Source organism: Methylocystis sp. H62 (genome assembly GCF_015709515.1).
In the GTDB taxonomy this organism is placed as follows: Bacteria; Pseudomonadota; Alphaproteobacteria; order Rhizobiales; family Beijerinckiaceae; genus Methylocystis.
Map to the genome: position 1 here is coordinate 15153 of NZ_JADNQZ010000048.1, position 23910 is coordinate 39062.

Below are 23910 nucleotides of genomic sequence, written 5' to 3' on the forward strand. Positions count from 1 at the left end.
ACAGTGGAGACGCAACCCAGGACTTTTGGCCGATAGGTGACATTGTCGGTTCGCCGGGGCTCAGGTCTGCGGCGACTCCAAGGGTATGCTTCTTGCTACTTTCTGCGCTCTGTTCCGCATCTTGATCGGACGACGCGATGGACGAAACTCTGCGTGAAGTGATTGTGGCCAAGAAGAGCGAGGAGGCCCACAATATGGCCTCGTTCGAACTGGTCGATTCCACCGGCGCCGAACTGCCGACCTTCTCGCCTGGCGCGCATGTCGACGTCACGCTTCCCGGCGGTTTGGTGCGGCAATATTCCTTGTGCAACAGCGCCACCGAACGCCATCGCTACGTCATTGGCGTGTGGAACGACGCCAACAGTCGCGGCGGCTCCAAGGCGCTGCATACGCAAGTGAATGTCGGCGACAAATTGCAGGTGGGCTTGCCGAGAAATCGGTTTCGCGTGCCGCGGCAAACGAAACGCGCGATCTTGATGGCGCGAGGCATCGGCGTGACGCCGATCCTGAGCATCGCCGACCATCTCAAGCGCCAGGACATTCCCTTCGATCTGCACTACGTCTACGCAATGATGTCGCCGCGTTCATTCAGCGAGATGATCGCGACGTCGAATTTCGCGGAGAATACGAAATATTATTATGAGGCGAGCGAACTCAATCAGCTGCTCAATCCAGTGACCCTTCTGCAGGACCAACCGGAAGAGACGCAGCTCTTCATCTGTGGCGTGGATTGGTGGCAGGATCCGATCATCCACCTCGCCGAGCAGAAAGGTTGGGCGAAGGAGCGGATCCACGTCGAAAGATTCACCGCGAAAGTGCCGCCGGCCGTGCTCGACAAGGTCTTCGAAGTCAAGATCGCCAGCACCGGAGCCGTTTATAAAGTCCCCGGCGACAAGACCGTCACGGCTTTCCTCGAGGAGCAGGGCGTCAAGATTCCCACGTCCTGCGAACAGGGCATGTGCGGAACTTGCAAGATCCAGGTCATCGAAGGCGAGCCGGACCATCGCGACAAGCGTCTCTCCGATCAGGAAAAGGCGGACGGCTTTTTTCTGGCCTGCGTCTCGCGCGCCAAGAGCAATCTGCTGGTGCTGAATTTGTAAGGCTGCGCGCAGGCGCCTTATGGCGTAGACACGGCCCATCGCACACCCTTGATCGTTTCGCCTGACCGCGCTAGTGTCTACTTATGTTGACACTGGCTGAGCGACCCCGCTTGGCGGCGGCCACCGGGAGGAAGCCCCGCGCCGCCGTGATCGGCAGCGGCTTTGGCGGGCTTGCCGCCGCGATCCGGCTGGGCGCGCGCGGCTACAGCGTCACCGTTCTGGAAAAGCGCGATGCCCCCGGTGGCCGCGCCTCTGTCTATCGTCAAGATGGATTTACGTTCGACGCCGGGCCGACGATCATCACGGCGCCCTTCCTTTTCGAAGAGCTTTGGACGCTCTGCGGGCGCCGGATGGCCGACGATATCGAATTGCGGCCGATGTCGCCCTTTTATCGCATCCGTTTCGCCGACGGCGCCTGTTTCAACTACAGCGGCGACATGGATGCGATGCAGGCCGAGGTCGCCCGCTTCTCGCCGCGGGATGTCGAGGGCTTCACGCGCTTCATGGACAAAAGCCGAGAGATCTGTCGCATCGGCTTCGAAGAGCTTGGCGATGTTCCCTTCTCCTCGCCGCTCGACATGGCGCGCATCGCCGGCGATCTCATCAGCCTTCAGGGCTACCGCAGCGTCCATGGGCTCGTGTCGCAATTCTTTCGCGACGAGCGGTTGCGCACAATCTTCAGCTTCCATCCGCTGCTCATCGGCGGCAGTCCGTTCCGCGCCAGCGCGATTTATTGTCTGATCGCGGCGCTGGAAAAGCGTTGGGGCGTGCATTTCGCGATGGGCGGCACGGGCAGTCTTGTCGCCGGGCTCGTCAAACTCATCGAAAGTCAGGGCGGCGAGATGCGCTGTAATGCGGAGGTCGGCTCCATCATCGTCGAGAAGGGCGTCGCCAAGGGCGTGCAATTGGCGTCGGGCGAACGCATCGACTCTGACATCGTCGTTTCGAACGCGGACTCAGCCTGGACCTATCGCTATCTTTTGCCTGCGTCCGCTCGGCGTCGGTGGAGCGATCGCAAGCTCGATCGCGCCAGCTACTCGATGGGACTTTTCCTCTGGTATTTCGGCGTGCGGCGCAGATATGAGGACGTCGCCCATCATACAATTCTGCTCGGGCCGCGCTATCGCGAGCTGCTGAAAGACATCTTCGAGCACAAGACCCTTGCCGAAGATTTCAGCCTGTATCTGCATCGACCGACAGCGACGGACCCGACGCTCGCGCCGCCGGGCTGCGACACATTTTACGTTCTTTCGCCGGTGCCCAATCTCGAAGGCGGCCAGGACTGGTCAGCGCTCGCGGAGCGCTATCGCCAGAGAATTGAACAGAACCTCCAAGAGACGGTCTTGCCGGGCCTCGCTTCTGAAATCGTCACCTCGCGGGTCGCGACTCCGTTGCATTTCGAAGCAGAACTTAACGCCTTCCACGGCGCAGCCTTCGGACTGGAGCCGATACTGACGCAAAGCGCATGGTTTCGTCCGCATAATGCGAGCGAGGACGTGCGCAATCTCTTTCTCGTCGGGGCGGGCACGCATCCCGGCGCCGGACTGCCGGGCGTTCTGTCGTCGGCGCGGATTCTCGACAAGGTGGTGCCCGATGCATCCGTTTTCGCCTGACGTCGCGTTCGCCGCTCGAGGCGATCATGCCGCCTGCCGGGAGGCGATCCGACAGGGCTCGCGTTCTTTCTTTGCGGCTTCGCTGATCTTGCCGCGTCGCGTGCGCGCGCCTGCCTATGGGCTTTACGCCTTCTGTCGTCTCTCGGACGATGCGGTTGATGTCGAAGGCGGCTCCTTTTCCGCCTTGGAACGGCTGCGGGAGCGATTGGCGGGCGCCTATGAGGGCCGTCCGTATCCCGTCGCCGCGGACCGCGCGATGGCGGATCTCGTGCGCCGTTACGCCATTCCGCGCGCCGTGCCTGAAGCGCTGCTCGAAGGTCTCGCCTGGGACGCCGAAGGGCGCCGCTATGAGACGCTCGATGAACTCCATGATTACGCCGCGCGCGTCGCCGGAACCGTCGGCGTGATGATGACGTTGATGATAGGCGTGCGCGAGCCGCAGACATTGGCTCGGGCGTGCGATCTCGGGATCGCCATGCAACTGACCAATATCGCGCGCGACGTCGGCGAGGACGCGCGCGCCGGCCGGCTCTATCTGCCGCTTTGCTGGCTGCGCGAGGCGGGCGTCGATCCTGAAGGGTTCCTCGCGCGTCCCGCCGCAACGCCGGAGCTCAAGAGTGTCGTTCGACGGCTGCTAAGCGAAGCCGACGCGCTCTATACGCGCGCGCGGCGCGGCATCGCGCAACTTCCTCTTTCATGCCGGCCTGCCATTCTCGCCGCTGCGATGCTTTACGCCGAAATTGGTTGCGAACTCGAAGGGCGCTACGCGCTCGACTCGATCACGCATCGCGCGCGCGTCGGCGGCGCGCGCAAGCTGGCGTTGGTCGCAAAGGCCTGTGCAGCGTCGCCGCTGCTTTCAGGCGGCGCGCCTTTGCCGCCGCATGGCGCCGCGATGTTTCTGATCGAAGCGGTTGCGCGGCATCCGGTCCGGCCGCTGCGCGGAGCAGACAATGGCGCCGTGCCGCAGTTCCTGCGCGTGCTCGAAATATTCGAACGTTTGGAGCGCGCCGAACGCTACGGCGACTAGCAGATGTTGGATGACTACTTCGGCCTTGTCGAAATGGTCTTTTCCTTCGGCCTGATCATCGGTCTATGCGTCTGGCAGCTTTGGGCGCTGGAGAAGGCAAGAAAGCGCCTGAGCGACGAACAGTCGAAGTCTGACGAGAGAGGCTGATTTTGCGCGGCGTCAGGCGCGGCGCGGCATGCGGAAGGGCAGCATCAATCGCACGAGCGGATGTGCAAAGCGATCGAGCGAGAGACTCTCATTGATCCAGTTGACCGTCTCGCCCTGAAACTTCGCCGAGACAAGCGAGCGAGAATAGAAGGGCGCATCCTCGAAGCTGCGCAGCGGCTGGGCGACTCCATCATCGGCGCGCGTGCGGCGTTGGACGCGCCATTTCGTCAAAGGCAGCGGCGCGAGGGGCGGAGGGTCAAGCGTCTCCATCTCGCCCGATGCGCTGAATCGCAAGGCGAGCGACAGCGGAGCCTCCCGGCGACGCTCGGCGTCGTAGAGAATTGCGGCGTCGTCGCCGATATTGGCGCGCGACCATGTCCAAAAAGCAAAGGCCTTTTCGAGCGGCTCGTCGCCGGCGTTGGTGTCGAAATAGCCGTGGCCTTTCCAGCGCAGCTCTGGCGCATGAAGATCAAGCGACACGCGCGCCACGGGCGCGATCGGCCGCCAGATATGATTGCCCTTGGTCTCCAGCGTGAATTCCTTCGCATTCATCGCCAAGGGCTCGACAACAATTGCGCCGCGGATCGGCTTGGGCAGGGGCGTCGCAATCTCGTTAAGGCGGATGGTCAGCGCGCCGTTGCGCCATTCGAGCGAACTCGGTCCGATCAACAGAACGTCGCTGGTGCGCTTCAAACTGCTGCGGCCGCGTTCGGTCATCGCCCAGCGCGCGCCGCGCGGCCCGTAAAGCGCGACATTGACGGCGCAATGATTGAAGGGGTCGGCCCATCCCGACCAGGCGTAATAGGGCGAGAAGACGCTGCCGATGAAAGCGATGACGGTCAGGCCATATTGGCCGTCGTCGCTCAGCGCGTCGACATACCACCAGCGATAGCCGCTCGGCGCAACGGCCGCGTCGAAGCAAGGTCCGCCATCAGACTCTTCGCAGCGAGACGACCCGAGATCGCCGCCATCGGCACGCCCGGGCCCGGATGCGCGCTGCCGCCCGCGAGATATAGACCCGGAAGAAGCGTGCGCGACCCCGGCCGCGTGAAGGAGGCCATCCAGCCGTGCGACGCCTGGCCGTAGATCGCTCCGCCAGTCGCCGGGAAGAGCTGCGCGAAATCCTTGGGCGTCGTGCGCGCGATCGCCTGCCGCGGCGCCTGGATGTCGAGACCACAGTGGGCGAGAAATCGAAAGGTCCTTTCCTCGCATTGGCGTAACTCCTCAGTCGAAAGTTCTCCTGCGCCATCGGCGGCGGGGGCATTGACGAGCGCAAAAAGCCTTTCGTCGCTGGAACGGACGTCTTCGTCGCCGCGATCCTGCGCGCACACATAGACCGTCGGCGCGCGCGGCAGCCGTCGATCGCGGAAGATGTCGTCGAATTCGGCGCGGTAGTCGCGCGAGAAGAACACATTGTGATGGGCGAGGGGAAAGCCGCGGGCTGGCGCCTGCATGGCGAATGTCATGGCCGAAAGCGATGGCTGCGCGCGCGGCGCGCTGTTCAGCGCGGCGATTGCGGACGCGCCGAGAAGTCCCGCCCGCAGCGCGCCGGCGTCGCCGTTCATCACCACCGCATCGGCGCTGATGATCTCGCCCTGTTCGGTCTCGACGCCCGTGGCGCGCCCGCCCTCGACGAGAATGCGTTTGGCGCTTTGGCCATAGAAAATACGCGCGCCGCGGTCGCGGGCGAGATCGGCAAGCGCGACGGCGAGACGATGCATGCCGCCTTCGACGCGCCAGACGCCGTCCATCTCGACATGCGCGACGAGCATCAAAGTCGCCGGCGCCAAAAACGGCGAGGAGCCGCAATAGGTCGCGTAGCGCCCGAACAGCTGGCGCAGGCGAGGATCGCCAAAATATTTGCCGAGTTCATCCCACATCGACGAAAAGGGCGAAATGCGCGTGAGATTGGCGAGGCCGGAGACGCCGGCGCGGCGCACGAGATCGATTGGGCTCGGCCGTTGCGCGAGAATGAAGGAGTCGCGCAGCGTCTCGTAGATGCCGCGCGCGCGCGCGCAAAAGCGCGCAAAACCTTCGGCTTCTCTTTTGCCGGCGAAGGCGTGGATGGCGTCGAAGCTGCGCGCCGGATCAGCGAAGAGATCCAGCCTTTCGCTTTCGCTCCAGGCGTGGCGCGCAAGCGTTTCCAGGCGAAGCAGCTTTACGCGATCGGAAAAATCGGCGTCGGCTTCATCGAAGATTTGGTCGAAGACCCATCGCATTGTCATGACGGTGGGGCCGGCGTCGAGCGCTACGCCGCCTGCTTCGATCTCACGCATCTTGCCGCCGGGAGACTGCGCGCGCTCGAGCACGGTGACGTCGAAACCGCGCGTCGCCAGCAGCAGCGCGGAAACGAGCCCGCCGATCCCAGCGCCGATGACGACGACGCGATGCGTTCTCATTCGATTTCATCCCGATCGCAGATAGCGGCGCACGAGCGCCGCGCCGCTGCATCGCCACGTCGGAAAAGAGTTGATCGAACTTCCAGCTTGTGTCAATCTATATTGACATAAATGAAGACCACAAAACATTACATAGCGGAGGCGGGCCATGCAAATTGCCGACCGTATCGAACAGGCGCTCGACCAGGCCGTGGCGCTGGCGCAAGGCCCCGGGGCGCCGCCGCTGCTGGCTTCGGCGCTGCGCTACGCGGTTTTTCCCGCAGGCCACCGCATCCGCCCTCAGCTTTGCCTTGCCGTGGCCGGCGCCTGTGGCGACGCCGATCCAGAGTCGGCTGACGCCGCCGCGGCGGCGATCGAACTTTTGCACTGCGCCTCGCTCGTCCACGATGATCTGCCTTGTTTCGACGATTCCGCCCTGCGTCGCGGCAAGGCCTCGGTCCACGCCGAATATGGCGCGCCGATCGCCGTGCTGACCGGCGACGCGCTGATCGTTCACGCCTTCGCGACGCTCGGGCAGGTTGCGGCGCGCGACCCGGCGCGCATGGCGACGCTGCTCGGCATCGTCACGGAGGCGGTCGGCTCGCCCGGCGGCATCGTCGCCGGCCAGGCCTGGGAGTGCGAAGTCGCCGTGCCGCTCGCCGATTACCAGCGGGCGAAGACCGGCGCGCTCTTTGTCGCCGCGACGCGGGCCGGCGCGGCCTCGGCCGGCGTCGCGGCGGAGCCCTGGCGCATGCTCGGCGACAAACTCGGCGAGGCCTATCAGGTCGCGGACGATCTGCGCGACGTGCTCTGCGACTCTGATGAACTTGGCAAGCCGATCGGCCAGGACGCCGTGCGCCTGCGCCCCAACGCGGCGGCGCAGCTCGGCGTCGGCGGCGCCAAGGCGAGGCTCGAGGAGCTGGTCAGGGCGGCGGTGGAGTCCATTCCCGATTGTCCCGGGGCCATGGAGCTGCGCGCGCTGATTAAGGCGCAGACGGCGCTGTTCTTTCCCAAACAGCTCGCCCGCGAAGCGGCCTGAGGGGCCGGCGGGTGTCGGCCGCCTCACATCCCGCGCCTGGCGGTCGCGCCGCCTGGCGCGAACGCTGGCTCAACTGGCGCAACGGCCTCGTCGCCGACCCGCGATTCCAGCGCTGGGCGGCGATTTCGCCGTTCACGCGTTTCATCGCGCAGCGCCGCGCCAAGGCGCTTTTCGACCTTTGCGCTGGCTTCGTCTATTCGCAGATCCTGCTCGCCTGCGTGCGGCTGCGCCTGTTTGAGACGCTTGCGGCCGGCCCGCAGGATGTAAGCGAGATCGCTTCGCGACTCGCTCTCTCGCCCGAGGCCGCGCATCGCCTGCTGCGCGCCGCGGCGTCGCTCAAGCTCTTGCGCGCACTGCCGAATGACCGTTTCGCGCTCGACGATCTTGGCGCCTCGATGCTCGGCAATCCTTCGGTCGCCGCCTTCGTCGAGCATCACACGCTGCTTTACGACGATCTGCGCGACCCGGTCGCGCTGCTGCGCGGCGAAACGACGACGCGGCTCTCGGATTTCTGGCCCTACGCCAAAGGCGACGAGAGCGATGAGGCGGCGTGCGGCCCCTACAGCGATCTTATGGCGCGCTCGCAAAAGCTCATCGCGCAAGACGTGCTCGACGCCTACCCATTCGGTCGCCACCAATGTTTGCTCGACATCGGCGGAGGCGAGGGCGCGTTCGTCGCCGCCGTCGCGGCAAGGCATCCGGCGCTGCGCCTGCAGCTTTTCGATTTGCCGCCGGTCGCAGCCCGGGCCAGCCGTCTCCTCGCGGCGCAGGGGCTGTCGCGGGTCGAGATCCACTCGGGGAGCTTTCTCGAAGCGCCGCCGCCCACCGGCGCGGACGTCGTCACCCTCATTCGCGTGCTGCACGATCACGACGACGAGAAAGCTTTTGCCGCGCTGCGCGCCGCCTACGCCGCCCTGCCGCCGGGCGGCACGCTGGTCATCGCCGAACCCATGGCGCAGACGCCTGGCGCGGAAGCGATCGGCGACGCCTATTTCGGCTTCTATTTGCTGGCGATGGGCAGCGGCCGCCCCCGCCGCCAGGCTGAAATGACGCGGCTGCTCCAAGCCGCCGGCTTTGAACGGATTCGCGCCCTTAAATCGCCGCGTCCGCTCTTCGCCAGCGTGCTGACTGCGCGACGTGTGTAATATTTACTTGACGCAATTTAATGTCAATATAGACTGACGATCGATCCAAGTTGGTTCACCTTCAGCGCACATGCGCGAAAGGCCGATGATGTTGGAAGCGCTCGCCATCGTCCTTGAAGAGCCTGGAAGGCTGGCGCTCAACCGCCTGCCGCTCGATGCGCCGGGCGCCGCCGACGTCGTCGTCGAAACCGCCTGGAGCGGAATCAGCACCGGCACCGAGCGGCTCCTCTATAGCGGGCGCATGCCGGACTTTCCGGGCATGGGCTATCCGCTCGTCCCCGGCTACGAGACCGTCGGCGAAATCGTCGAAGCGGGTCCTGACAGCGGCTATAGCGTCGGTCAGCGCGTCTTTGCGCCGGGAGCGACCTGCTACGGCGCCGTTCGCGGACTGTTTGGCGGCGCCGCCTCGCATCTTGTCGTCAAAGGCGCTCGCGTCGCCGCTATTCCCAGAGAGCTTGGCGACAGAGGCGTGCTGCTTGCGCTCGCAGCGACCGCGCAACACGCGCGCGGCGACGTCGCGGCGCAAGGCGCCGAGCTCATTGTCGGACACGGGGTCCTTGGACGGTTGCTCGCGCGTCTTTCCGTCGCCGCCGGCGGCGCGCCGACCGTGTGGGAGCGCGATCCGCAGCGCGCCGAAGGCGCAGAAGCCTATCTCGTGACGACGCCGGAGGCAGATGCGCGCAGCGACTATCGCGTGATCTATGACGTCAGCGGCGATCCGACGATCCTCGATGCTCTCATCGCGCGTCTCGCGCCTGGCGGCGAGATCGTTCTCGCCGGCTTTTACGAGCGTCCCCTCGCTTTCGCCTTTCCGCCCGCCTTCATGCGCGAAGCGCGCCTGCGGGTCGCGGCCCAGTGGCGCCCCGACGACCTCAAGACCGTCATTGATCTCGCCGAAGACGGACGTCTTTCGCTCGAAGGCCTGATCACGCATCGGCGCTTCGCGCTGCAAGCGCGGGACGCCTATCCGATTGCCTTCGACGATCCGCGCTGTCTCAAGATGGTTCTCGATTGGAGAGCGGTAGCATGAATGACGCGCAAGGCTTTCTCACCGCCGCCGAACTCGCCAATCCGCCCGCGCATCTTCTGCGCGAGGAAGCCGCCATAGAACCAGATCCGGCGCCGACGACCGCGACCAAAGACACACAAATCATCGCGATCTACGGCAAAGGCGGCATCGGCAAGAGTTTCACTCTCGCCAATCTCTCCTACATGATGGCGCAGCAGGGAAAGAAAGTGCTGCTCATCGGCTGCGATCCAAAGAGCGACACGACCTCGCTGCTGTTTGGCGGACGCGCCTGCCCGACGATCATCGAAACGTCGACGAAGAAAAAGCTTGCGGGCGATCAGGTCGCGATCGGCGACGTCTGCTTCAAGCGCGACGGCGTCTTCGCGATGGAGCTCGGCGGGCCCGAAGTCGGACGCGGCTGCGGCGGACGCGGCATCATTCACGGTTTCGAGCTTTTGGAAAAGCTCGGCTTCCATGAATGGGGATTCGACTACGTCCTGCTGGACTTCCTTGGCGACGTGGTGTGCGGCGGCTTCGGGCTGCCGATCGCGCGCGACATGTGCCAGAAGGTCATCGTCGTCGGCTCGAATGATCTGCAGTCGCTTTACGTCGCCAACAATGTCTGCTCGGCGGTGGAATATTTCCATAAGCTCGGCGGCAATGTCGGCGTCGGCGGCCTCGTCATCAATAAGGACGACGGCACGGGCGAAGCGCAGGCCTTCGCCAAAGCCGCCGGCATTCCGATCCTCGCGTCGATCCCGGCGGACGACGACATCCGCCGCAAGAGCGCGAATTACGAAATCATCGGCCGTCCGGAGGGACGCTGGGGCGCGCTCTTCGCCGAACTCGCCGCAAATGTCGCCGGCGCGAAACCGCACCGCCCCGCGCCACTGACGCAGGACGATCTGCTCGGCCTTTTCTCCGGAGAATCGGTCGGACGCGATGTCGTGCTCGAGCCGGCGACGCTGCAGGACATGTGCGGCGCAACGCTGACGCAGAAGCCGTCCCTCGAAGTCGTCTACGAAACGGTCTGAGGCAAGCTCAAGATGGATGATCTCGGCTCCAACACGGTCGCTCTCGACACGGCGAATGATGTCGCCGCGGCGCTGCAGACGGATGGACTGGGCTGTCATGCGGGCAAGGAGAGGCTGCGCTCCGCCGCCGAAGCCGCCGGCATGAGTGACACGCTCGGCCAATATGCCAAGGACTATCCGCAAGGACCGCATGATCAGCCGCAGAGCATGTGTCCCGCCTTTGGATCGCTGCGCGTCGGCCTGCGCATGCGCCGCACGGCGATGGTGCTCTCGGGCTCCGCCTGCTGCGTCTATGGCCTTACCTTCACGTCGCATTTCTATGGCGCGAAGCGCACCGTCGGCTATGTGCCGTTCAATTCCGAGACGCTCGTCACAGGCAAATTGTTCGAGGACATTCGCGAGGCGGTTCACGCCCTCGCCGATCCTGAGACTTATGACGTAATCGTCGTCATCAATCTCTGTGTGCCGACGGCGTCGGGCGTGCCGCTGCGACTGCTGCCGAAAGAGATCAACGGCGTGCGCGTCATCGGCATTGACGTGCCGGGCTTTGGCGTGCCGACGCATGCCGAGGCAAAGGATGTGCTCGCCGGCGCCATGTTGCGTTTCGCGCGGCGCGAGGCCGAGCAGGGTCCAGTTCAAGCGCCGCGTGCGCCGCGCGCCGAAAAGCCGACGATCTCCTTGCTCGGCGAAATGTTCCCGGCCGATCCGATGCAGATCGGCGCGATGCTGGATCTCATGGGCCTCGCCACCGGCCCGGTGACGCCGACGCGCGAATGGCGCGAACTTTATGGCGCATTGGATTGCGCGGCCGTCGCCGCGATTCACCCGTTCTACGCCTCCTGCGTGCGCGAATTCGAATCCGCCGGGCGCGCCGTGGTGGGCTCGGCGCCCGTCGGTCACGACGGAACGGCCGCCTGGCTCGAGGCGATCGGCGCCGCGTGCAACGTTGCGCGCGAAAAGATCGACGCGGCGAAAAACCGCCTGCTGCCGGCAATAAAAGGCGCCCTGTCAGCGGCCCCGATCGCCGGACGCATAACGCTCTCCGGCTATGAAGGCTCAGAACTCCTCGTCGGACGCCTGCTCGTCGAATCCGGCGCCGACCTTCGCTATGTCGGCACCGCCTGTCCGCGCACGCGCTTCTCCGACGCTGATCGTGAATGGCTCGAAGCGAAAGGCGTGCATGTGCAGTTTCGCGCCTCGCTCGAACAGGACTTCGCCGCCTTTGACGAATTCAAGCCCGATCTCGCCATCGGCACGACGCCGGTGGTGCAGAAGGCGAAGCAGAATGCGACGCCGGCGCTCTATTTCACCAATCTCATCTCCGCGCGCCCGCTGATGGGCGTCGCCGGCGCCGGCTCGCTTGCGAAAGTCGTCAACACGGCGATCGCCAATCGGGCGCGCTTCGACGAAATGAATGATTTCTTCGAAGGCGTCGGCAAGGGATTCGCGGCCGGAGTCTGGCAGGACGTTCCGCGGGACCGTCCCGAGTTCGCTAAGAAGCAGCGCGCGAAAACCGCGGCGAAGCCCATCGAGGAGATGGGCGCATGCTAGTCCTCGATCACGATCGCGCCGGCGGCTATTGGGGCGCCGTCTATGTCTTCACGGCGATCAAGGGCCTGCAGGTCATCATCGACGGGCCGGTCGGCTGTGAAAATCTGCCCGTCACCTCGGTGCTGCATTACACCGACGCGCTGCCGCCGCATGAACTGCCGATCGTCGTCACCGGACTGTCGGAAGAGGAACTCGGGCGCCACGGCACCGAAGGCGCGATGAAGCGCGCGCACGCGACGCTTGATCCCGATTTGCCGAGCGTCGTCGTCACCGGCTCGATCGCCGAAATGATCGGCGGCGGGGTGACGCCTGAAGGGACAGGCATTCAGCGGTTTCTGCCGCGCACGATCGACGAGGATCAATGGCAGTGCGCCAATCGCGCCATGAGCTGGCTCTGGAGCGAATATGGCGCGAAGAAAGGCAAGACCCCGAAGCGCAAAGCGCGCGCAGCCGGCGAGAAGCCACGCGTCAACATCATCGGGCCCTGCTACGGCGCTTTCAACATGCCGTCCGATCTTGCGGAGATGGAGCGGCTGGTCGAAGGAATCGGCGCCGAGATCAACATGATCTTTCCGCTTGGCAGCCATATCGCCGACACGCCGAAACTCGCGGACGCCGACGTCAATATCTGCATGTATCGCGAGTTCGGCCGCCATCTTTGCGAGGCGCTGGAGCGTCCCTATCTCCAGGCCCCGATCGGGCTGCACAGCACGACGAAATTTCTGCGCACGCTCGGGCAAGAACTGGGTCTCGATCCCGAGCCGTTTATTGAGCGCGAGAAGCACACGACGATTAAGCCGCTGTGGGATCTGTGGCGATCGGTGACGCAGGATTTCTTTGGAAGCGCCAACTTCGGCATCGTCGCGACGGACACCTATGCGCGCGGCGTGCGGCATTTTCTCGAGGACGAGATGGGCCTGCCCTGCGCCTTCGCCATTGGCCGGCGCCCGGGCGAGAAGACGGACAACGCCGCCGTGCGCAAGGCGGTGAAGGAGACGGCGCCGCTCGTTCTCTTCGGCAGCTACAATGAGCGCATGTATGCGGCGGAAGCCGGCGGACGCTCGATTTATATTCCGGCGTCCTTCCCCGGCGCGATCATCCGGCGCCACGCCGGCACGCCGTTCATGGGCTATTCGGGCGCCGTCTATCTCGTGCAGGAAGTCTGCAACGCGCTGTTCGATGCGCTTTTCAACATTCTGCCGCTGGGAACCGAGCTCGACAAGGTTGAGCCGACTCCCGCGCGGCTGCATCGCGAAATGTCCTGGGATGAGGCCGCGAAATCGATGCTGGACGATCTCGTGGAAGCGACGCCGCTGCTGGTGCGCATCTCCGCGGCCAAACGCCTGCGGGACGCCGCCGAACGCGCGGCGCGCAGCGCCGGCGACGACATGGTGACGGCGGCGCGCGTCGAACGCGCGCGCGATCTGGTGATGGAAGGGCGGGGCGCATGACGCAGCGCAGACTGACGCCGGTGAAAACTCTCGTTCTCGCATGGAAGGAGAAGCCATGAGTTCCGCGATCTATTCGACGCCCGATTTTCGCGCGACCGAATTCAAATTCCAGCTGCTGCTCGGCGTGCTGTTCCCGGCGTTCCTCGTCGCGACGGCGGCGCAGCGCCTTTTGCAGCGCGCGCGCAGCCATGGCGAAGCGCCGCAACCATCGACCGCGTCGGTCGTCGCCGAAGCGCGCGAGAACATGCTGATCGTGATCTCCTACGCCTTGATCGCGCGCGCCATGTTGCAGAGCTTCGCCCGGGAAAGCCGGGCGGAACGCCTGTCGTGACTCTCGGGTTGCGATGCTACCGCCGCGTAAGGCGTGCGCGGCAATTCTAACGGAGGTCAATAGATGGCCATCGAGAGAGAAAGGAGTTCTCTGTCAGGTCTGACAGAGCCGGAGGCTATGGAATTTCATAGCCTCTTCGTCAGGAGCTTCCTGATCTTCACCTTCATCGCGATCATCGCGCATGTGTTGGTGTGGTTCTGGCGGCCCTGGTTGCCGGGTCCCAAGGGCTACGCTCTGCTCGACGGCGTGACGAACGCCGCTCATGCGGCGCTGTCGCTCCTCGGCTGATAGGAGATCGGCATGCACAAAGTATGGCTGCTTTTCGATCCGCGTCGCACGCTGGTCGCGCTCTTTACCTTCCTGTTCACGCTGGCGCTGCTGATTCATTTCATTCTGCTCAGCACCGACCGTTTCAACTGGCTGGAAGGACCGCGTCCCGCGCGCACAGGACAGATCGAACAGACGATTCACGGCGGCCCGCCCGCCGCGTTCGGCTGATCGGTTCGACGCACATCACGCGCTGCGGACGGACGCGTTTCGCTTCCGCCCGCGGACGCAGACAATTTGACTGGCATCCGAGGGAGGCGCGGCCATGGCCCTGCTGAGTTTCGAGCGAAAATATCGCGTGCGCGGCGGCACGCTCATCGGCGGCGACCTCTTCGATTTCTGGGTCGGCCCGTTTTACGTCGGCTTCTTCGGCGTGACGACGATCATCCTTTCGTCGCTCGGCACGGCGCTGATCATCTGGGGCGCGGCGATGGGCCCGACCTGGAACATCTGGCAGATCAACATCGCCCCGCCCGATCTTAAATATGGTCTGGCGCTCGCGCCGCTGAAGGAAGGCGGGCTCTGGCAGATCATCACCTTCTGCGCGACCGGCGCGTTCATTTCATGGGCGCTGCGCCAGGTCGAAATCTGTCGCAAGCTCGGCATGAACTATCATGTGCCCGTCGCCTTCGGCTTCGCGATTTTCGCCTATGTGTCGCTCGTCGTGATTCGTCCGCTGCTGCTGGGCGCCTGGGGCTTCGGCTTCCCCTACGGCATCATCAGTCATCTCGATTGGGTGTCGAACACCGGCTACCAATATCTGCATTTCCACTACAATCCCGCGCATATGATCGCGGTGTCGTTCTTCTTTACGACATGTTTCGCCTTGTCGCTGCACGGCGCGCTGGTGCTATCAGCGACCAATCCCGGCAAGGGCGAGGCCGTGAAGACGCCCGAACACGAAGACACATTCTTCCGCGACTCGATCGGCTACTCCATCGGCACGCTCGGCATTCATCGGCTCGGCCTGTTCCTGGCGGTGTCCTCCGCATTCTGGAGCGCGGTGTGCATGATCATCAGCGGCCCGTTCTGGACACGCGGCTGGCCCGAGTGGTGGAACTGGTGGCTCAATCTTCCCGTCTGGCGCTAACGCGTAGGGAGACGAACCGTGGCCTATTATCAGAACATCTTTACGCAGGTTCAGGTCCGCGCCGATGCGCCGCACCCCGGCGTTCCCGTTCCCGGAATGAAGCGAACGAGTTGGGCGACGTTTTCCCATCTTCTCGGACGCATCGGCAATGCGCAGATCGGGCCGATCTATCTCGGCTATCTCGGCACGCTGTCGCTTGTCTTCGGATTCATCGCCTTCGAAATCATCGGCCTCAACATGTGGGCGTCGGTGAATTGGGATCCGGTGCAGTTCGTGCGGCAATTGCCGTGGCTGGCGCTCGAGCCGCCCAAGCCGCAATACGGAATCAAGATCTTTCCGCCGCTCAGCGAAGGCGGCTGGTGGCTGTTCGCCGGCTTCTTCCTGACGTCATCCGTGTTGCTGTGGTGGTGGCGCATGTATCGCCGGGCGCGCGCCTTGGGTCTCGGCACGCATACGGCATGGGCCTTTCTTTCGGCGATCTGGCTCTATCTGGTGCTGGGCTTCATTCGTCCGCTGCTGATGGGCAGCTGGAGTGAGGCGGTGCCGTTCGGCATTTTCCCGCATCTGGATTGGACCGCGGCCTTTTCCATCCGCTACGGCAATCTCTTCTACAATCCATTTCACATGCTCTCGATCGTCTTCCTCTATGGATCGGCGCTGCTGTTCGCCATGCATGGCGCGACGATTCTGGCGGTCGGGCGCTTCGGCGGCGAGCGCGAGATCGAGCAGATCATCGATCGCGGCACCGCGTCGGAGCGTGCGGCGCTGTTCTGGCGCTGGACGATGGGCTTCAACGCAACGATGGAGTCGATCCACCGCTGGGCCTGGTGGTTCGCCGTGCTGTGCCCATTGAGCGGCGGCATTGGCATTCTCCTGACCGGCACCGTCGTCGACAATTGGTATCTCTGGGGCGTGCTGCATGGCATTGCGCCGGAATATCCGCATGTCTTCGCGCCGGTCGTCGATCCTGCGCTCACCACGGGAGGCGCGCCATGAGACTGGCTTTCTCTCTCCTCGGCATCGTCGTGGCGACGCTGCTCACGGTCGCCATGCTGTTCACCCCCGGATGGGTTCGCCCGCCGATCATCAGCACACAAACCGGTTACCGCGGCACGGGCCAGGAGCAGCTCATCAGCGCCCAGAACAAGCGCATTCTGGAAGCGGCCAACGCTTTGCCGGCGCCGATCGATAAGGCGTCGCCCTCGGGCGAGCGCGCGACCAGCGCCTACAAGAACGTGAAAGTGCTGACCGACCTCAGCACGGATGAGTTCAACCGTCTGATGGTCGCCATCACGCAATGGGTGTCGCCCGACCAGGGCTGCGCCTATTGCCACACCGACGATCTCGCCGACGACGGGATTTACACCAAGATCGTCGCCCGGCGCATGATTGCAATGACGCGTGACATCAACAAGGAATGGACGTCGCATGTCGGCGATGTCGGCGTGACCTGCTACACCTGTCATCGCGGCCAGCCTGTGCCCAAAAACGTCTGGTACGAAAATCCGGGCGCGCGGCACGCTGGCGGCATGGCGGCGCATAACTATGGTTTCGGCCATCCATCGACATCGAATGGAACGACGGCGCTTCCCGTCGATCCGTTTACGCCGCATCTGCTCGGCGACGATAATATTCGCGTCGTGGGCAAGACTCCGTTGCCGACCACGCAGGGCGCCTCCATCCAGCAGACGGAGCAGAGCTACGCGCTGATGATGCACATGTCACAAGCGCTCGGCGTTAATTGCACCTTCTGTCACAATAGCCGCGCATTCCTGGACTGGTCCCAGAGCGCGCCGCAGCGCACGGCCGCCTGGAACGGCTTGCAGATGATGCGCGAGGTGAACGCCGTCTATCTTGAAACGCTGAAATCACTCTATCCCGCCAATCGGTTAGGCCCGCTCGGCGACAGCCCGAAGGCCAATTGCGGCACCTGTCATCAGGGCGTGAGCAAGCCGCTTTACGGTCAGAGCATGTTGCAGGACTTCCCCGAGCTCGGCGGCAAGGCCGCGCGCTGACCGTCGGCTTTCGCCCGGCCGACGGCCACATCGGCCGGGCGCTTTTTGGCCATTTTTGACAAGGATGGTCGCGCACGTCTCAATACCGGCAGTTTGCAGCTTTGCTTTCGTTTCGCTGGGCGCAAAGCAGGGAGGATGACGCCGTGTGCACAGTGGAAAGCGCGCTGCAAGATGATTGCGTCAGCGTCGTTCAAAGGCGAGACGACGAAGGCGCCTATATGATCCGGATCGGGACGCTCGAGACCGTCGTCACCATTCGATTGCGCCGGACCTGGGGTTCGCGCACGGCCTATCGCTTGAGCCACGCGATCAAGACGCCGCGCCAGCCGAGCCCCTTTTGGAGCTGCGCGTCGGAGGCGGATACGCCAGGCGATGCTTTGCGCAAAGCGATCAGCGGCTTCACGATGCATTATCGCAAAGCGGTGGGCGAAGGCTATGCGCCAGCCGAAGACTGGCTCGTTCCAGCCGGAAGCTAGACGCGCGCCGTGATTGCGAAGAGCGCAAGCGACAAAGCAATCGAGGGCGGAGCGCGAGCTCATGGATTGCTCCGCGCGTAACGGCGCGCTTACCAGCGCACCTCGAAGACGCAGGCCGCGGCGCCCATCGCCGCGCATTCTGTTTCCGTGACGCTCAGCGAAGGCCCGAGCATTTCCGCGAACACACGCTCAAAAGTCGCGGCGAAATAGGCGCAGGCCGGCGCCTCTGTGCAAAGCCCCTTGCAGATCGGCGACCGGGCGACGCGCAAACGCAGATGCGGCGCGAAATCATAGGAGAACTCGCCGCTTCCTGAAAACGTCCAGGCATGGCGCGCAATCGCCGCGACGAGAATCCGCGCCGCAAGCGGACGCGGCAGGATTTTTAAAGCGCCTTGGACGAATATGGGAATGCGGTTGGCGAGGAGATAATCTCCGGTGCGCCGTCCCGCCTCGCGCGAAACCTCCGCGGCTTTCGCTTCGCCGAGACGGTCGATCGCCGCCCGATGCAGCCGCGCGACGTCGTCTTCGGGGGTCATATGCGTCGGCGGCGCGCAGAGATAGCGCGCAAGTCCCGCGTCTTCAAAAATGTCGCGGCGCAGCGGCGCGCCGCATGCGTCGGACAGCGCCGCCGCCATTTGCGTGATGGCGTTCGGTCCGATCAGACCGAGGCGCGCCGTCGCGCCTTCAGCGCGCGCGATGCTCATGCGGCGTCGCGGAATCGCGCATGATGGCCGGCTCGAACGGCGCGTCGTCCGCCTGCTCGACGAGCTGTTCCTTGCCGCCGCCGCAGGCCATGGCCTGCGCCGCCTCATGCATCGTGCTGGCGGGGCGCTTATGCGTGACCTGCCACTCGACATCCTCGTCGGCGGCGCGCCGGCGCGTCGCGTCGAAGTTGAACTTCACTTTGGAGCGCGACTGCGGCCCCCAATAGTCGACTTTGCCGAGATCATAGAATTTTCGCTCAAAGCCGGCCTTGAGGAAGGCCTTGAGGCAGCCGAGGAGATAGCGTCGTCGCTGTCCGCTGCCGGCCCATGGATAGGAGAACAGCGCCTTCTTCATGTAGAAGCGACGATAATTGTTCATCACCCGGTCGAGCAGTTCGCCGCGGTCCATCGCCTGCGGTTTGATGATCGGCGTGACGAAATTGTATTTTTCATAATCGAAGATCTCGACCTTGTCGCCGAGCTCCTTGAAGAGATCAGAGAACGGCCAGGGCGTGTACATCGACCAGTTGGCGAGGTCCGGCTTCCAGTCCCGCGCCATCTGATAGGTTTCTTCCAGCGTTTCCGCCGTCTCGTTTTCGAGTCCGACGATGAATTGCGCCTCGACGACGATGCCGGCGCTCCGCAGCAGCTCGATCGCCTTCTTGTTCTGTGCGACGGTCGTCTCCTTGTTGAAGAGATCGAGCTTTAGTTGCGCCGCCGCCTCGGTGCCGAGCGAAACATGGATCAATCCCGCTTTGCGGTAGAACGGCAGGAGCGCTTCATCGCGCAAAATGTCGGTGACGCGGGTGTTGATGCCCCAGAGAATATTGAGCTTGCGGTCGATCAGCTCCTGACAGAAGGCGACGAATTTCTTCTTGTTGATCGTCGGCTCCTCGTCGGCGAGGATGAAGAAGCCGACGCCGTGATCGCGCATCAGCGTCTCGATCTCATCGACGACTTTCTTCGGATCGCGAATGCGGTAATCCCGCCAGAACTTCCACTGGCTGCAGAAGCTGCAGGTAAAGGGACAGCCACGCGCCATATTGGGAATGGCGACCTTCACGCCGAGCGGGATGTAACTGTATTTGTCCCAATTCAGCAGGCTCCAGTCGGCGACGATGGAATCGATGTCCTTCACCGTTGGCGCTGCGGCGGTCGCGACCGCCTTGCCGTCCTGTGCATAGGCGATGCCCTTGATGGCGTCGCGTTTTGCAGGCCAGCCGCCTTCGTCGATCGTCCGCACAAGATCGACGATGATCTCCTCGCCTTCGCCGCGCACGATCGCGTCGATCCACGGCGCCTCGGCGAGCACCTGACCGTACATGAACGTCGCATGGACGCCGCCGAGCACGGCGATGGCCCCGGGCGCGGCCTCCTTCGCGATCTGCAGCACGCGCTCCGCCTTGTAGATCGACGGCGTGATCGAGGTCACGCCGACGATATCGGGCGCATAGTCGACGATCTCTCTGCGCAAATCCTCATCGCCGATGTCGAAGGTCATCGCGTCGATGAATTTGATGTCGGCGTAGCCGGCCTTCTTGAGCGCGCCGGAAAGATAGGCCACCCAGGCCGGCGGCCAATTGCCGGCGATCTCGGCGCCGCCGGAATGATAATTCGGATGAATGAAAAGGATGCGCATGCTTTCCCTTTCCGACGTTTGTCAATTGCACTGATCGTAAATCATACTTGACGTTTTGCAACGGAGATTGACATTTCAGGGCGTTATGAAACGCGCGACTGATCGCCTCAGGGCGTGACGGTGGCCGGTTCTTCGCAGTGACGGCGCTGCGCGGCGTCCCAGAGGTCAAAAATCAACTTCGCGTGCAGGTCGGGGGCTTCCTCATGCGCCAAATGGCCAAGGCCGCCGACTTCCTGGACGCGTGACGTCGACAGGCGCGCGGCGATGTTGCGTGCGCTCTGCGGCCGCACGGTGCGGTCATTGGCGGCGACGATCAGGGCAAGCGGCGTCGAGAGGCGCGGCAGGTCGCGATTGAGCGCATGCAAATCCCAATGCGCCATCATGGCGAGCGCGCCTTCGACATGCGCCGGATTGCGCATCAACCTCGCGTAAAGATCGACGCCGCGCGCGTCGAGCGTCGAGCCGGTGCCGGCGAGAAGTCGCGCCACCGCGGCGCGGTCCGCCGACCAGGCGAAATAGCGCGGCGCGAAAGGGTTGAGGAACAGCGCCTTGGCGAGCGACGGCAGCACGTGGCTGGCGACGCCGCCGAAAGGCGTGAACGCGCCGTTGAGCGCGACGATCAGGTGCGGCGCGATCGCCTTGTCGAGTTCGAGGCGCGCCGACACGGCGGCGCCGGCGGAATGGCCGACGACGATCTCCGGCAGGGCGCCGAGCGCGCGCAGCAGGGCCGCGAGCGCTTTCGCCATGCCGGGCAGCGATTGCGTAGTCGCGCCCGGCGATGTCGAGAAGCCGTGGCCGGGAAGGTCGGGGGCGATGACGCGAAAACGTGACGCAAGCAGCGGCGCGAGGTCGCGGTAGGAGTGCGCCGACGCGCCCGCGCCATGCAAGAGAAGCAGCGACGGACCCTCGCCCATGAGCTGCACGTGCCAGCAGACGCCGCCGGCTTCGATCATGCGGCTGGCATGCCGGTTCGGCCAATCGGCGCCGTCCCGCTCGAGAGTGAGCCGCGCGACGGGCGCGAAGAGATGCGGGAGGATCACGGCGCCGGCGCGGCCGCGCGTACCGCCTGCGATAGAGTCGCCGCGTCGGCGAAGGGCATTTTGAGATAGCGGCCGTTCATCGCCTCGGCGATTTTGCGCGTCGGGGCGTCTGCGCGCGCCGCGGCTGCAGGCGACGAGTCGATGGCGAGCGCCGCGAGGCCAGGCGCGCGTAAACGCCGCGCCGCGTCGAGCGCGTCGTCGAGCGCTTTGGCGCGATCGGGCGCGCCCTTGCGGTCGATATTGCCGCGCCCGTCGGTCAGCAGGATCAGAAGCGGCGTCTGGCCCTTGCGCCTGACGCTTTCCGCCAGCGCGCCGGCGGCGTCGAGCCCAAGCGCCAGCGGCGTGCCGCCGCCGCCCGGCAGCGCCGCGAGCAGCCGCTTGGCGCGCGCCAGCGAACGTGTCGGCGGCAGCAGGATTTCCGCGCTCTTGCCGCGGAAGGCGACGAGGGCGACGCTATCGCGCCGCACATAGCAATCGGCGAGCAGCAATTCGATCGCGCCCTTCACCTCGCCGAGACGCTGCATGGCGGAGGAGCCCGAGGCGTCCACGACAAAGATGGCGGTGGTTTCGCGACGCTCGCGGAAACGCGTGACGCGAAAATCGTCGGCGCGCACGCGCACGGCGAGCCCGGCGTCGTCAGCCGCATGCGCGCGCCGCAGCGGTTGCCAGGGCGCGGCGGCCCGCAAGGTTTCGATGAGGCAGAGGCGCCCCTCGCGCAGCGCGCCGCGCCTTGCGCCCAGCGGCCGGCCGCGCCGAGCGGAGACGAGAGCGGCGCCGGACTTTCCGCCGCGCGCGGCGGGCGCGCGGGTTCGTGCGGTGGTGGCGAGCCGCGCCAAGACATCAGCCGGAATGGCGGAGCGGGCGGCGGCGACCACGAGATCGTCGGGCGCCGGCGCTTCGCGCGGCTGCGCATTGTCATTCTTGGGGTCGGCGTCATTTTTCGCTGGGCCGGGCTCGTCACCCGCCTCTTCGGGAGGGACTTCGCTCTCTTCGATCGGCGGCGCGCATGTCGCGCGCGGCGCCAGCGCCAGGCAGGCGGCGACCGCGAGGTCTTCGTCGTCGATCACATCGGCGCCGCGGAGGGCGCAAGACGCGCGGGCGACGCGCAGCGCCAGCAGCGGCGCGCGCAAGGAGTCGATGCCGAGCCGCGCGGCGGCGGCGACGAGCGCTTCGATCGCCTTTGTAGGCGCGATGACCGACGGGAGTCGCGCGCGCGCCGCCGCGACTTCCGCGGCGCTTGTGCAGCGCGCTTTGACGGCGGCGCGATGGCTCACCTCGGCGAGGTCGAGATGGAAAGCCAGGCGGTCGAGCAGCGCCGTCGGCGGCCGCTCGTCATCGTCATGGCCTTCATCGAGGGCGACGACCCCGATGCGCGCTTGCTGGCGGGCCGAAAGTCCGTCGCGCGCGAGTTCGATCTCCCCGGCGTCGAGCGCTGCGGCGATCCGCGCCGCCGTCGCGCCGCCGAGGCGCTCCGCCATGGTCAGCAAGAGGACGCCGCCGTCCGCTTGCGCAAGCAGGCCGGTTTCGGCGACGGGCCGTCCCGCGCGCAACGTGGCGGGAAGATCCAGTCCGCCCAGCAGGCGGTCGTCGGAGATGGCGAGCGGCGCGCGGCGCATCGGCGCGCCGCTCGGGAGATAGTCGCGCAGCAGGGCGAGCCAGGCGTCGCGCGCCGGCCCCGGCGGCGCGCGCAGCGACACGCCGGAACCCAAAGGGTCGACCGCAAACAACGCGGCGGCGTGGCTCGCGCGCGCCCAGGCGGCGGCCTCGCCGTCGCCGCTCATGCGCTGAAAATCTCCTCGATGGCGCGCGCGACGCGCGTCGCCGAGCCGATATCGTCGAGCGGATTGCGCCGCAGCCGGTGGCCGAGCGCGAAGGGCGCGACGCGCCGCAGCTGCGCGTCGCCGACGCGCTCCACGCCCTCAAAACTCGCGAGCGCGCGGGCGGCGCGCAACAGCGTCAGTTCCCCGCGCAGGCCATCGGCTCCGAGCGCGACGCACAGCCTTGCGGCCTTCTCCAGCGCTTCGTCCGGCGCCTGGACTGCGCCGAGGCGTTCGCGCCCCGTCGCAATCCTGCGTCGCAGCTTGTGCTCTTCGACCGACCAGGCCTTGGCGAAGCGCGCCGGATCGCGCTCGAATGCGTCGCGCCGGCGCACGACTTCTATCCGAACCGGGATGTCGGTCGGCGTCTTCACGTCGACGGCGAGGCCGAAGCGGTCGAGGAGCTGCGGACGCAGCTCGCCCTCTTCGGGGTTGCCGCTGCCGATCAGCACGAAGCGCGCCGGATGGCGCACGCTCAATCCCTCGCGTTCGACGACATTTTCGCCGGACGCGGCGACGTCGAGCAAGAGGTCGACGAGATGATCCTCGAGAAGATTGGCTTCGTCGATATAGAGAAAGCCACGGTTGGCCTTGGCGAGCAGGCCGGGCTCGAAAGACTTCTCGCCCTGCGTCAGCGCCCGTTCGAGATCGAGCGCGCCGACGACGCGATCCTCCGTGGCGCCGAGAGGCAGATCGACGACCGGCGCGGCGCGCAGCGTCGTTTTGAGCCCGCCCTGCGCGGCGCGTTTTTTACAGCCGTCGCAAAGCGCGGCGGTCGCTGCGGGATCGCAATTATAGGCGCAGCCGACGACCGAACGCATGGGCGGCAGCAGGCGCGCCAGCGCGCGCACCGCCGTCGATTTTCCCGTCCCGCGATCGCCAAAGACGAGCACGCCGCCGACAGACGGATCGATCGCGGCGATCACGAAGGCGAGCTTCATGTCGTCCTGGCCGACGATCGCGGTGAAGGGAAATGG

24 protein-coding genes are annotated in these 23910 nt (G+C 65.1%); 17 read left to right on the top strand and 7 right to left on the bottom strand.

Going from position 1 to position 23910, the window contains the following annotated elements:
• Window positions 1–137: 137 nt before the first annotated feature.
• The 4 genes from IYY11_RS06775 (at window position 138) to IYY11_RS06790 (ending at window position 3887) form a co-directional block, all read left to right on the top strand.
• Entirely contained in the window at window positions 138–1100 is a 963-nt protein-coding gene (locus IYY11_RS06775) for a PDR/VanB family oxidoreductase (protein ID WP_196403159.1), read from the top strand.
• An 83-nt stretch (window positions 1101–1183) separates the two neighbouring features.
• On the top strand, window positions 1184–2713 hold the full coding sequence (locus tag IYY11_RS06780) for a phytoene desaturase (RefSeq protein ID WP_196403160.1): 1530 nt from the start codon (window positions 1184–1186) through the stop codon (window positions 2711–2713).
• A complete protein-coding gene (locus IYY11_RS06785; protein ID WP_196403161.1) occupies window positions 2694–3740 on the top strand; it encodes a phytoene/squalene synthase family protein in 1047 nt (348 codons plus the stop codon). The genes IYY11_RS06780 and IYY11_RS06785 overlap by 20 nt, the downstream gene beginning before the upstream one ends.
• Before the next feature lie 3 nt (window positions 3741–3743).
• Window positions 3744–3887, top strand: a complete 144-nt coding sequence (locus tag IYY11_RS06790) for a hypothetical protein (RefSeq protein WP_196403162.1) — start codon at window positions 3744–3746, stop codon at window positions 3885–3887.
• A 12-nt stretch (window positions 3888–3899) separates the two neighbouring features.
• On the opposite strand, the gene IYY11_RS06795 is transcribed toward IYY11_RS06790, so the two are convergent.
• Window positions 3900–4754 (bottom strand): hydratase, encoded by an 855-nt coding sequence (locus IYY11_RS06795; protein WP_196403234.1) that lies wholly within the window; start codon window positions 4752–4754, stop codon window positions 3900–3902.
• Window positions 4751–6286 (bottom strand): 1-hydroxycarotenoid 3,4-desaturase CrtD, encoded by a 1536-nt coding sequence (gene crtD, locus IYY11_RS06800; protein WP_196403163.1) that lies wholly within the window; start codon window positions 6284–6286, stop codon window positions 4751–4753. Before crtD ends, IYY11_RS06795 begins: the two co-directional genes overlap by 4 nt.
• A 148-nt stretch (window positions 6287–6434) precedes the next feature.
• Between crtD and IYY11_RS06805 the strand changes: the two genes are divergently transcribed.
• The 13 genes from IYY11_RS06805 to IYY11_RS06865 all read left to right on the top strand — a co-directional run bounded on the left by IYY11_RS06805 (window position 6435) and on the right by IYY11_RS06865 (window position 17733).
• The gene (locus tag IYY11_RS06805) at window positions 6435–7304 is read left to right on the top strand and encodes a polyprenyl synthetase family protein (RefSeq protein WP_196403164.1); all 870 of its coding nucleotides are present in this window, start codon (window positions 6435–6437) and stop codon (window positions 7302–7304) included.
• A gap of 11 nt (window positions 7305–7315) precedes the next feature.
• Window positions 7316–8449: a methyltransferase gene (locus IYY11_RS06810; RefSeq protein ID WP_196403165.1), complete on the top strand. Its 1134-nt coding sequence runs from the start codon at window positions 7316–7318 to the stop codon at window positions 8447–8449.
• Between the two features lie 91 nt (window positions 8450–8540).
• Entirely contained in the window at window positions 8541–9479 is a 939-nt protein-coding gene (bchC, locus tag IYY11_RS06815; protein ID WP_196403235.1) for a chlorophyll synthesis pathway protein BchC, read from the top strand.
• Entirely contained in the window at window positions 9476–10492 is a 1017-nt protein-coding gene (locus IYY11_RS06820) for a chlorophyllide a reductase iron protein subunit X (RefSeq protein WP_196403166.1), read from the top strand. Before bchC ends, IYY11_RS06820 begins: the two co-directional genes overlap by 4 nt.
• Window positions 10493–10504: 12 nt before the next feature.
• Complete coding sequence (gene bchY, locus IYY11_RS06825; protein WP_196403167.1) at window positions 10505–12043, top strand: chlorophyllide a reductase subunit Y; 1539 nt, start codon at window positions 10505–10507, stop codon at window positions 12041–12043.
• Complete coding sequence (bchZ, locus tag IYY11_RS06830) at window positions 12037–13494, top strand: chlorophyllide a reductase subunit Z (protein WP_196403168.1); 1458 nt, start codon at window positions 12037–12039, stop codon at window positions 13492–13494. Before bchY ends, bchZ begins: the two co-directional genes overlap by 7 nt.
• 55 nt (window positions 13495–13549) lie before the next feature.
• A complete protein-coding gene (locus IYY11_RS06835) occupies window positions 13550–13825 on the top strand; it encodes a hypothetical protein (protein ID WP_196403169.1) in 276 nt (91 codons plus the stop codon).
• Window positions 13826–13888: 63 nt separating this feature from the next.
• Window positions 13889–14113 carry a light-harvesting antenna LH1, beta subunit gene (pufB, locus tag IYY11_RS06840; RefSeq protein WP_026222719.1) on the top strand — a complete coding sequence of 75 codons (225 nt, stop codon included), beginning with the start codon at window positions 13889–13891 and terminating at the stop codon, window positions 14111–14113.
• A gap of 12 nt (window positions 14114–14125) precedes the next feature.
• Window positions 14126–14323, top strand: a complete 198-nt coding sequence (pufA, locus tag IYY11_RS06845) for a light-harvesting antenna LH1, alpha subunit (protein WP_196403170.1) — start codon at window positions 14126–14128, stop codon at window positions 14321–14323.
• Between the two features lie 94 nt (window positions 14324–14417).
• Window positions 14418–15242 (top strand): photosynthetic reaction center subunit L, encoded by an 825-nt coding sequence (gene pufL / locus IYY11_RS06850; RefSeq protein WP_196403171.1) that lies wholly within the window; start codon window positions 14418–14420, stop codon window positions 15240–15242.
• 18 nt (window positions 15243–15260) lie between these two features.
• The gene (pufM, locus tag IYY11_RS06855) at window positions 15261–16238 is read left to right on the top strand and encodes a photosynthetic reaction center subunit M (RefSeq protein ID WP_124739854.1); all 978 of its coding nucleotides are present in this window, start codon (window positions 15261–15263) and stop codon (window positions 16236–16238) included.
• Window positions 16235–17257 carry a photosynthetic reaction center cytochrome PufC gene (gene pufC / locus IYY11_RS06860; protein ID WP_196403172.1) on the top strand — a complete coding sequence of 341 codons (1023 nt, stop codon included), beginning with the start codon at window positions 16235–16237 and terminating at the stop codon, window positions 17255–17257. Before pufM ends, pufC begins: the two co-directional genes overlap by 4 nt.
• 143 nt (window positions 17258–17400) lie before the next feature.
• Window positions 17401–17733: a hypothetical protein gene (locus IYY11_RS06865; protein ID WP_245434644.1), complete on the top strand. Its 333-nt coding sequence runs from the start codon at window positions 17401–17403 to the stop codon at window positions 17731–17733.
• A gap of 89 nt (window positions 17734–17822) precedes the next feature.
• Here IYY11_RS06865 and bchJ read toward each other — a convergent pair whose 3' ends face one another.
• The 5 genes from bchJ to bchI form a co-directional block, all read right to left on the bottom strand.
• The gene (gene bchJ, locus IYY11_RS06870; protein WP_196403173.1) at window positions 17823–18437 is read right to left on the bottom strand and encodes a bacteriochlorophyll 4-vinyl reductase; all 615 of its coding nucleotides are present in this window, start codon (window positions 18435–18437) and stop codon (window positions 17823–17825) included.
• Complete coding sequence (gene bchE, locus IYY11_RS06875) at window positions 18418–20076, bottom strand: magnesium-protoporphyrin IX monomethyl ester anaerobic oxidative cyclase (RefSeq protein WP_196403174.1); 1659 nt, start codon at window positions 20074–20076, stop codon at window positions 18418–18420. The genes bchJ and bchE overlap by 20 nt, the downstream gene beginning before the upstream one ends.
• Before the next feature lie 107 nt (window positions 20077–20183).
• Complete coding sequence (gene bchO, locus IYY11_RS06880; protein WP_196403175.1) at window positions 20184–21116, bottom strand: alpha/beta fold hydrolase BchO; 933 nt, start codon at window positions 21114–21116, stop codon at window positions 20184–20186.
• Entirely contained in the window at window positions 21113–22897 is a 1785-nt protein-coding gene (locus tag IYY11_RS06885; RefSeq protein WP_196403176.1) for a magnesium chelatase subunit D, read from the bottom strand. The genes bchO and IYY11_RS06885 overlap by 4 nt, the downstream gene beginning before the upstream one ends.
• The gene (gene bchI, locus IYY11_RS06890) at window positions 22894–23874 is read right to left on the bottom strand and encodes a magnesium chelatase ATPase subunit I (protein ID WP_246719730.1); all 981 of its coding nucleotides are present in this window, start codon (window positions 23872–23874) and stop codon (window positions 22894–22896) included. Before bchI ends, IYY11_RS06885 begins: the two co-directional genes overlap by 4 nt.
• Between the last annotated feature and the right edge of the window lie 36 nt (window positions 23875–23910).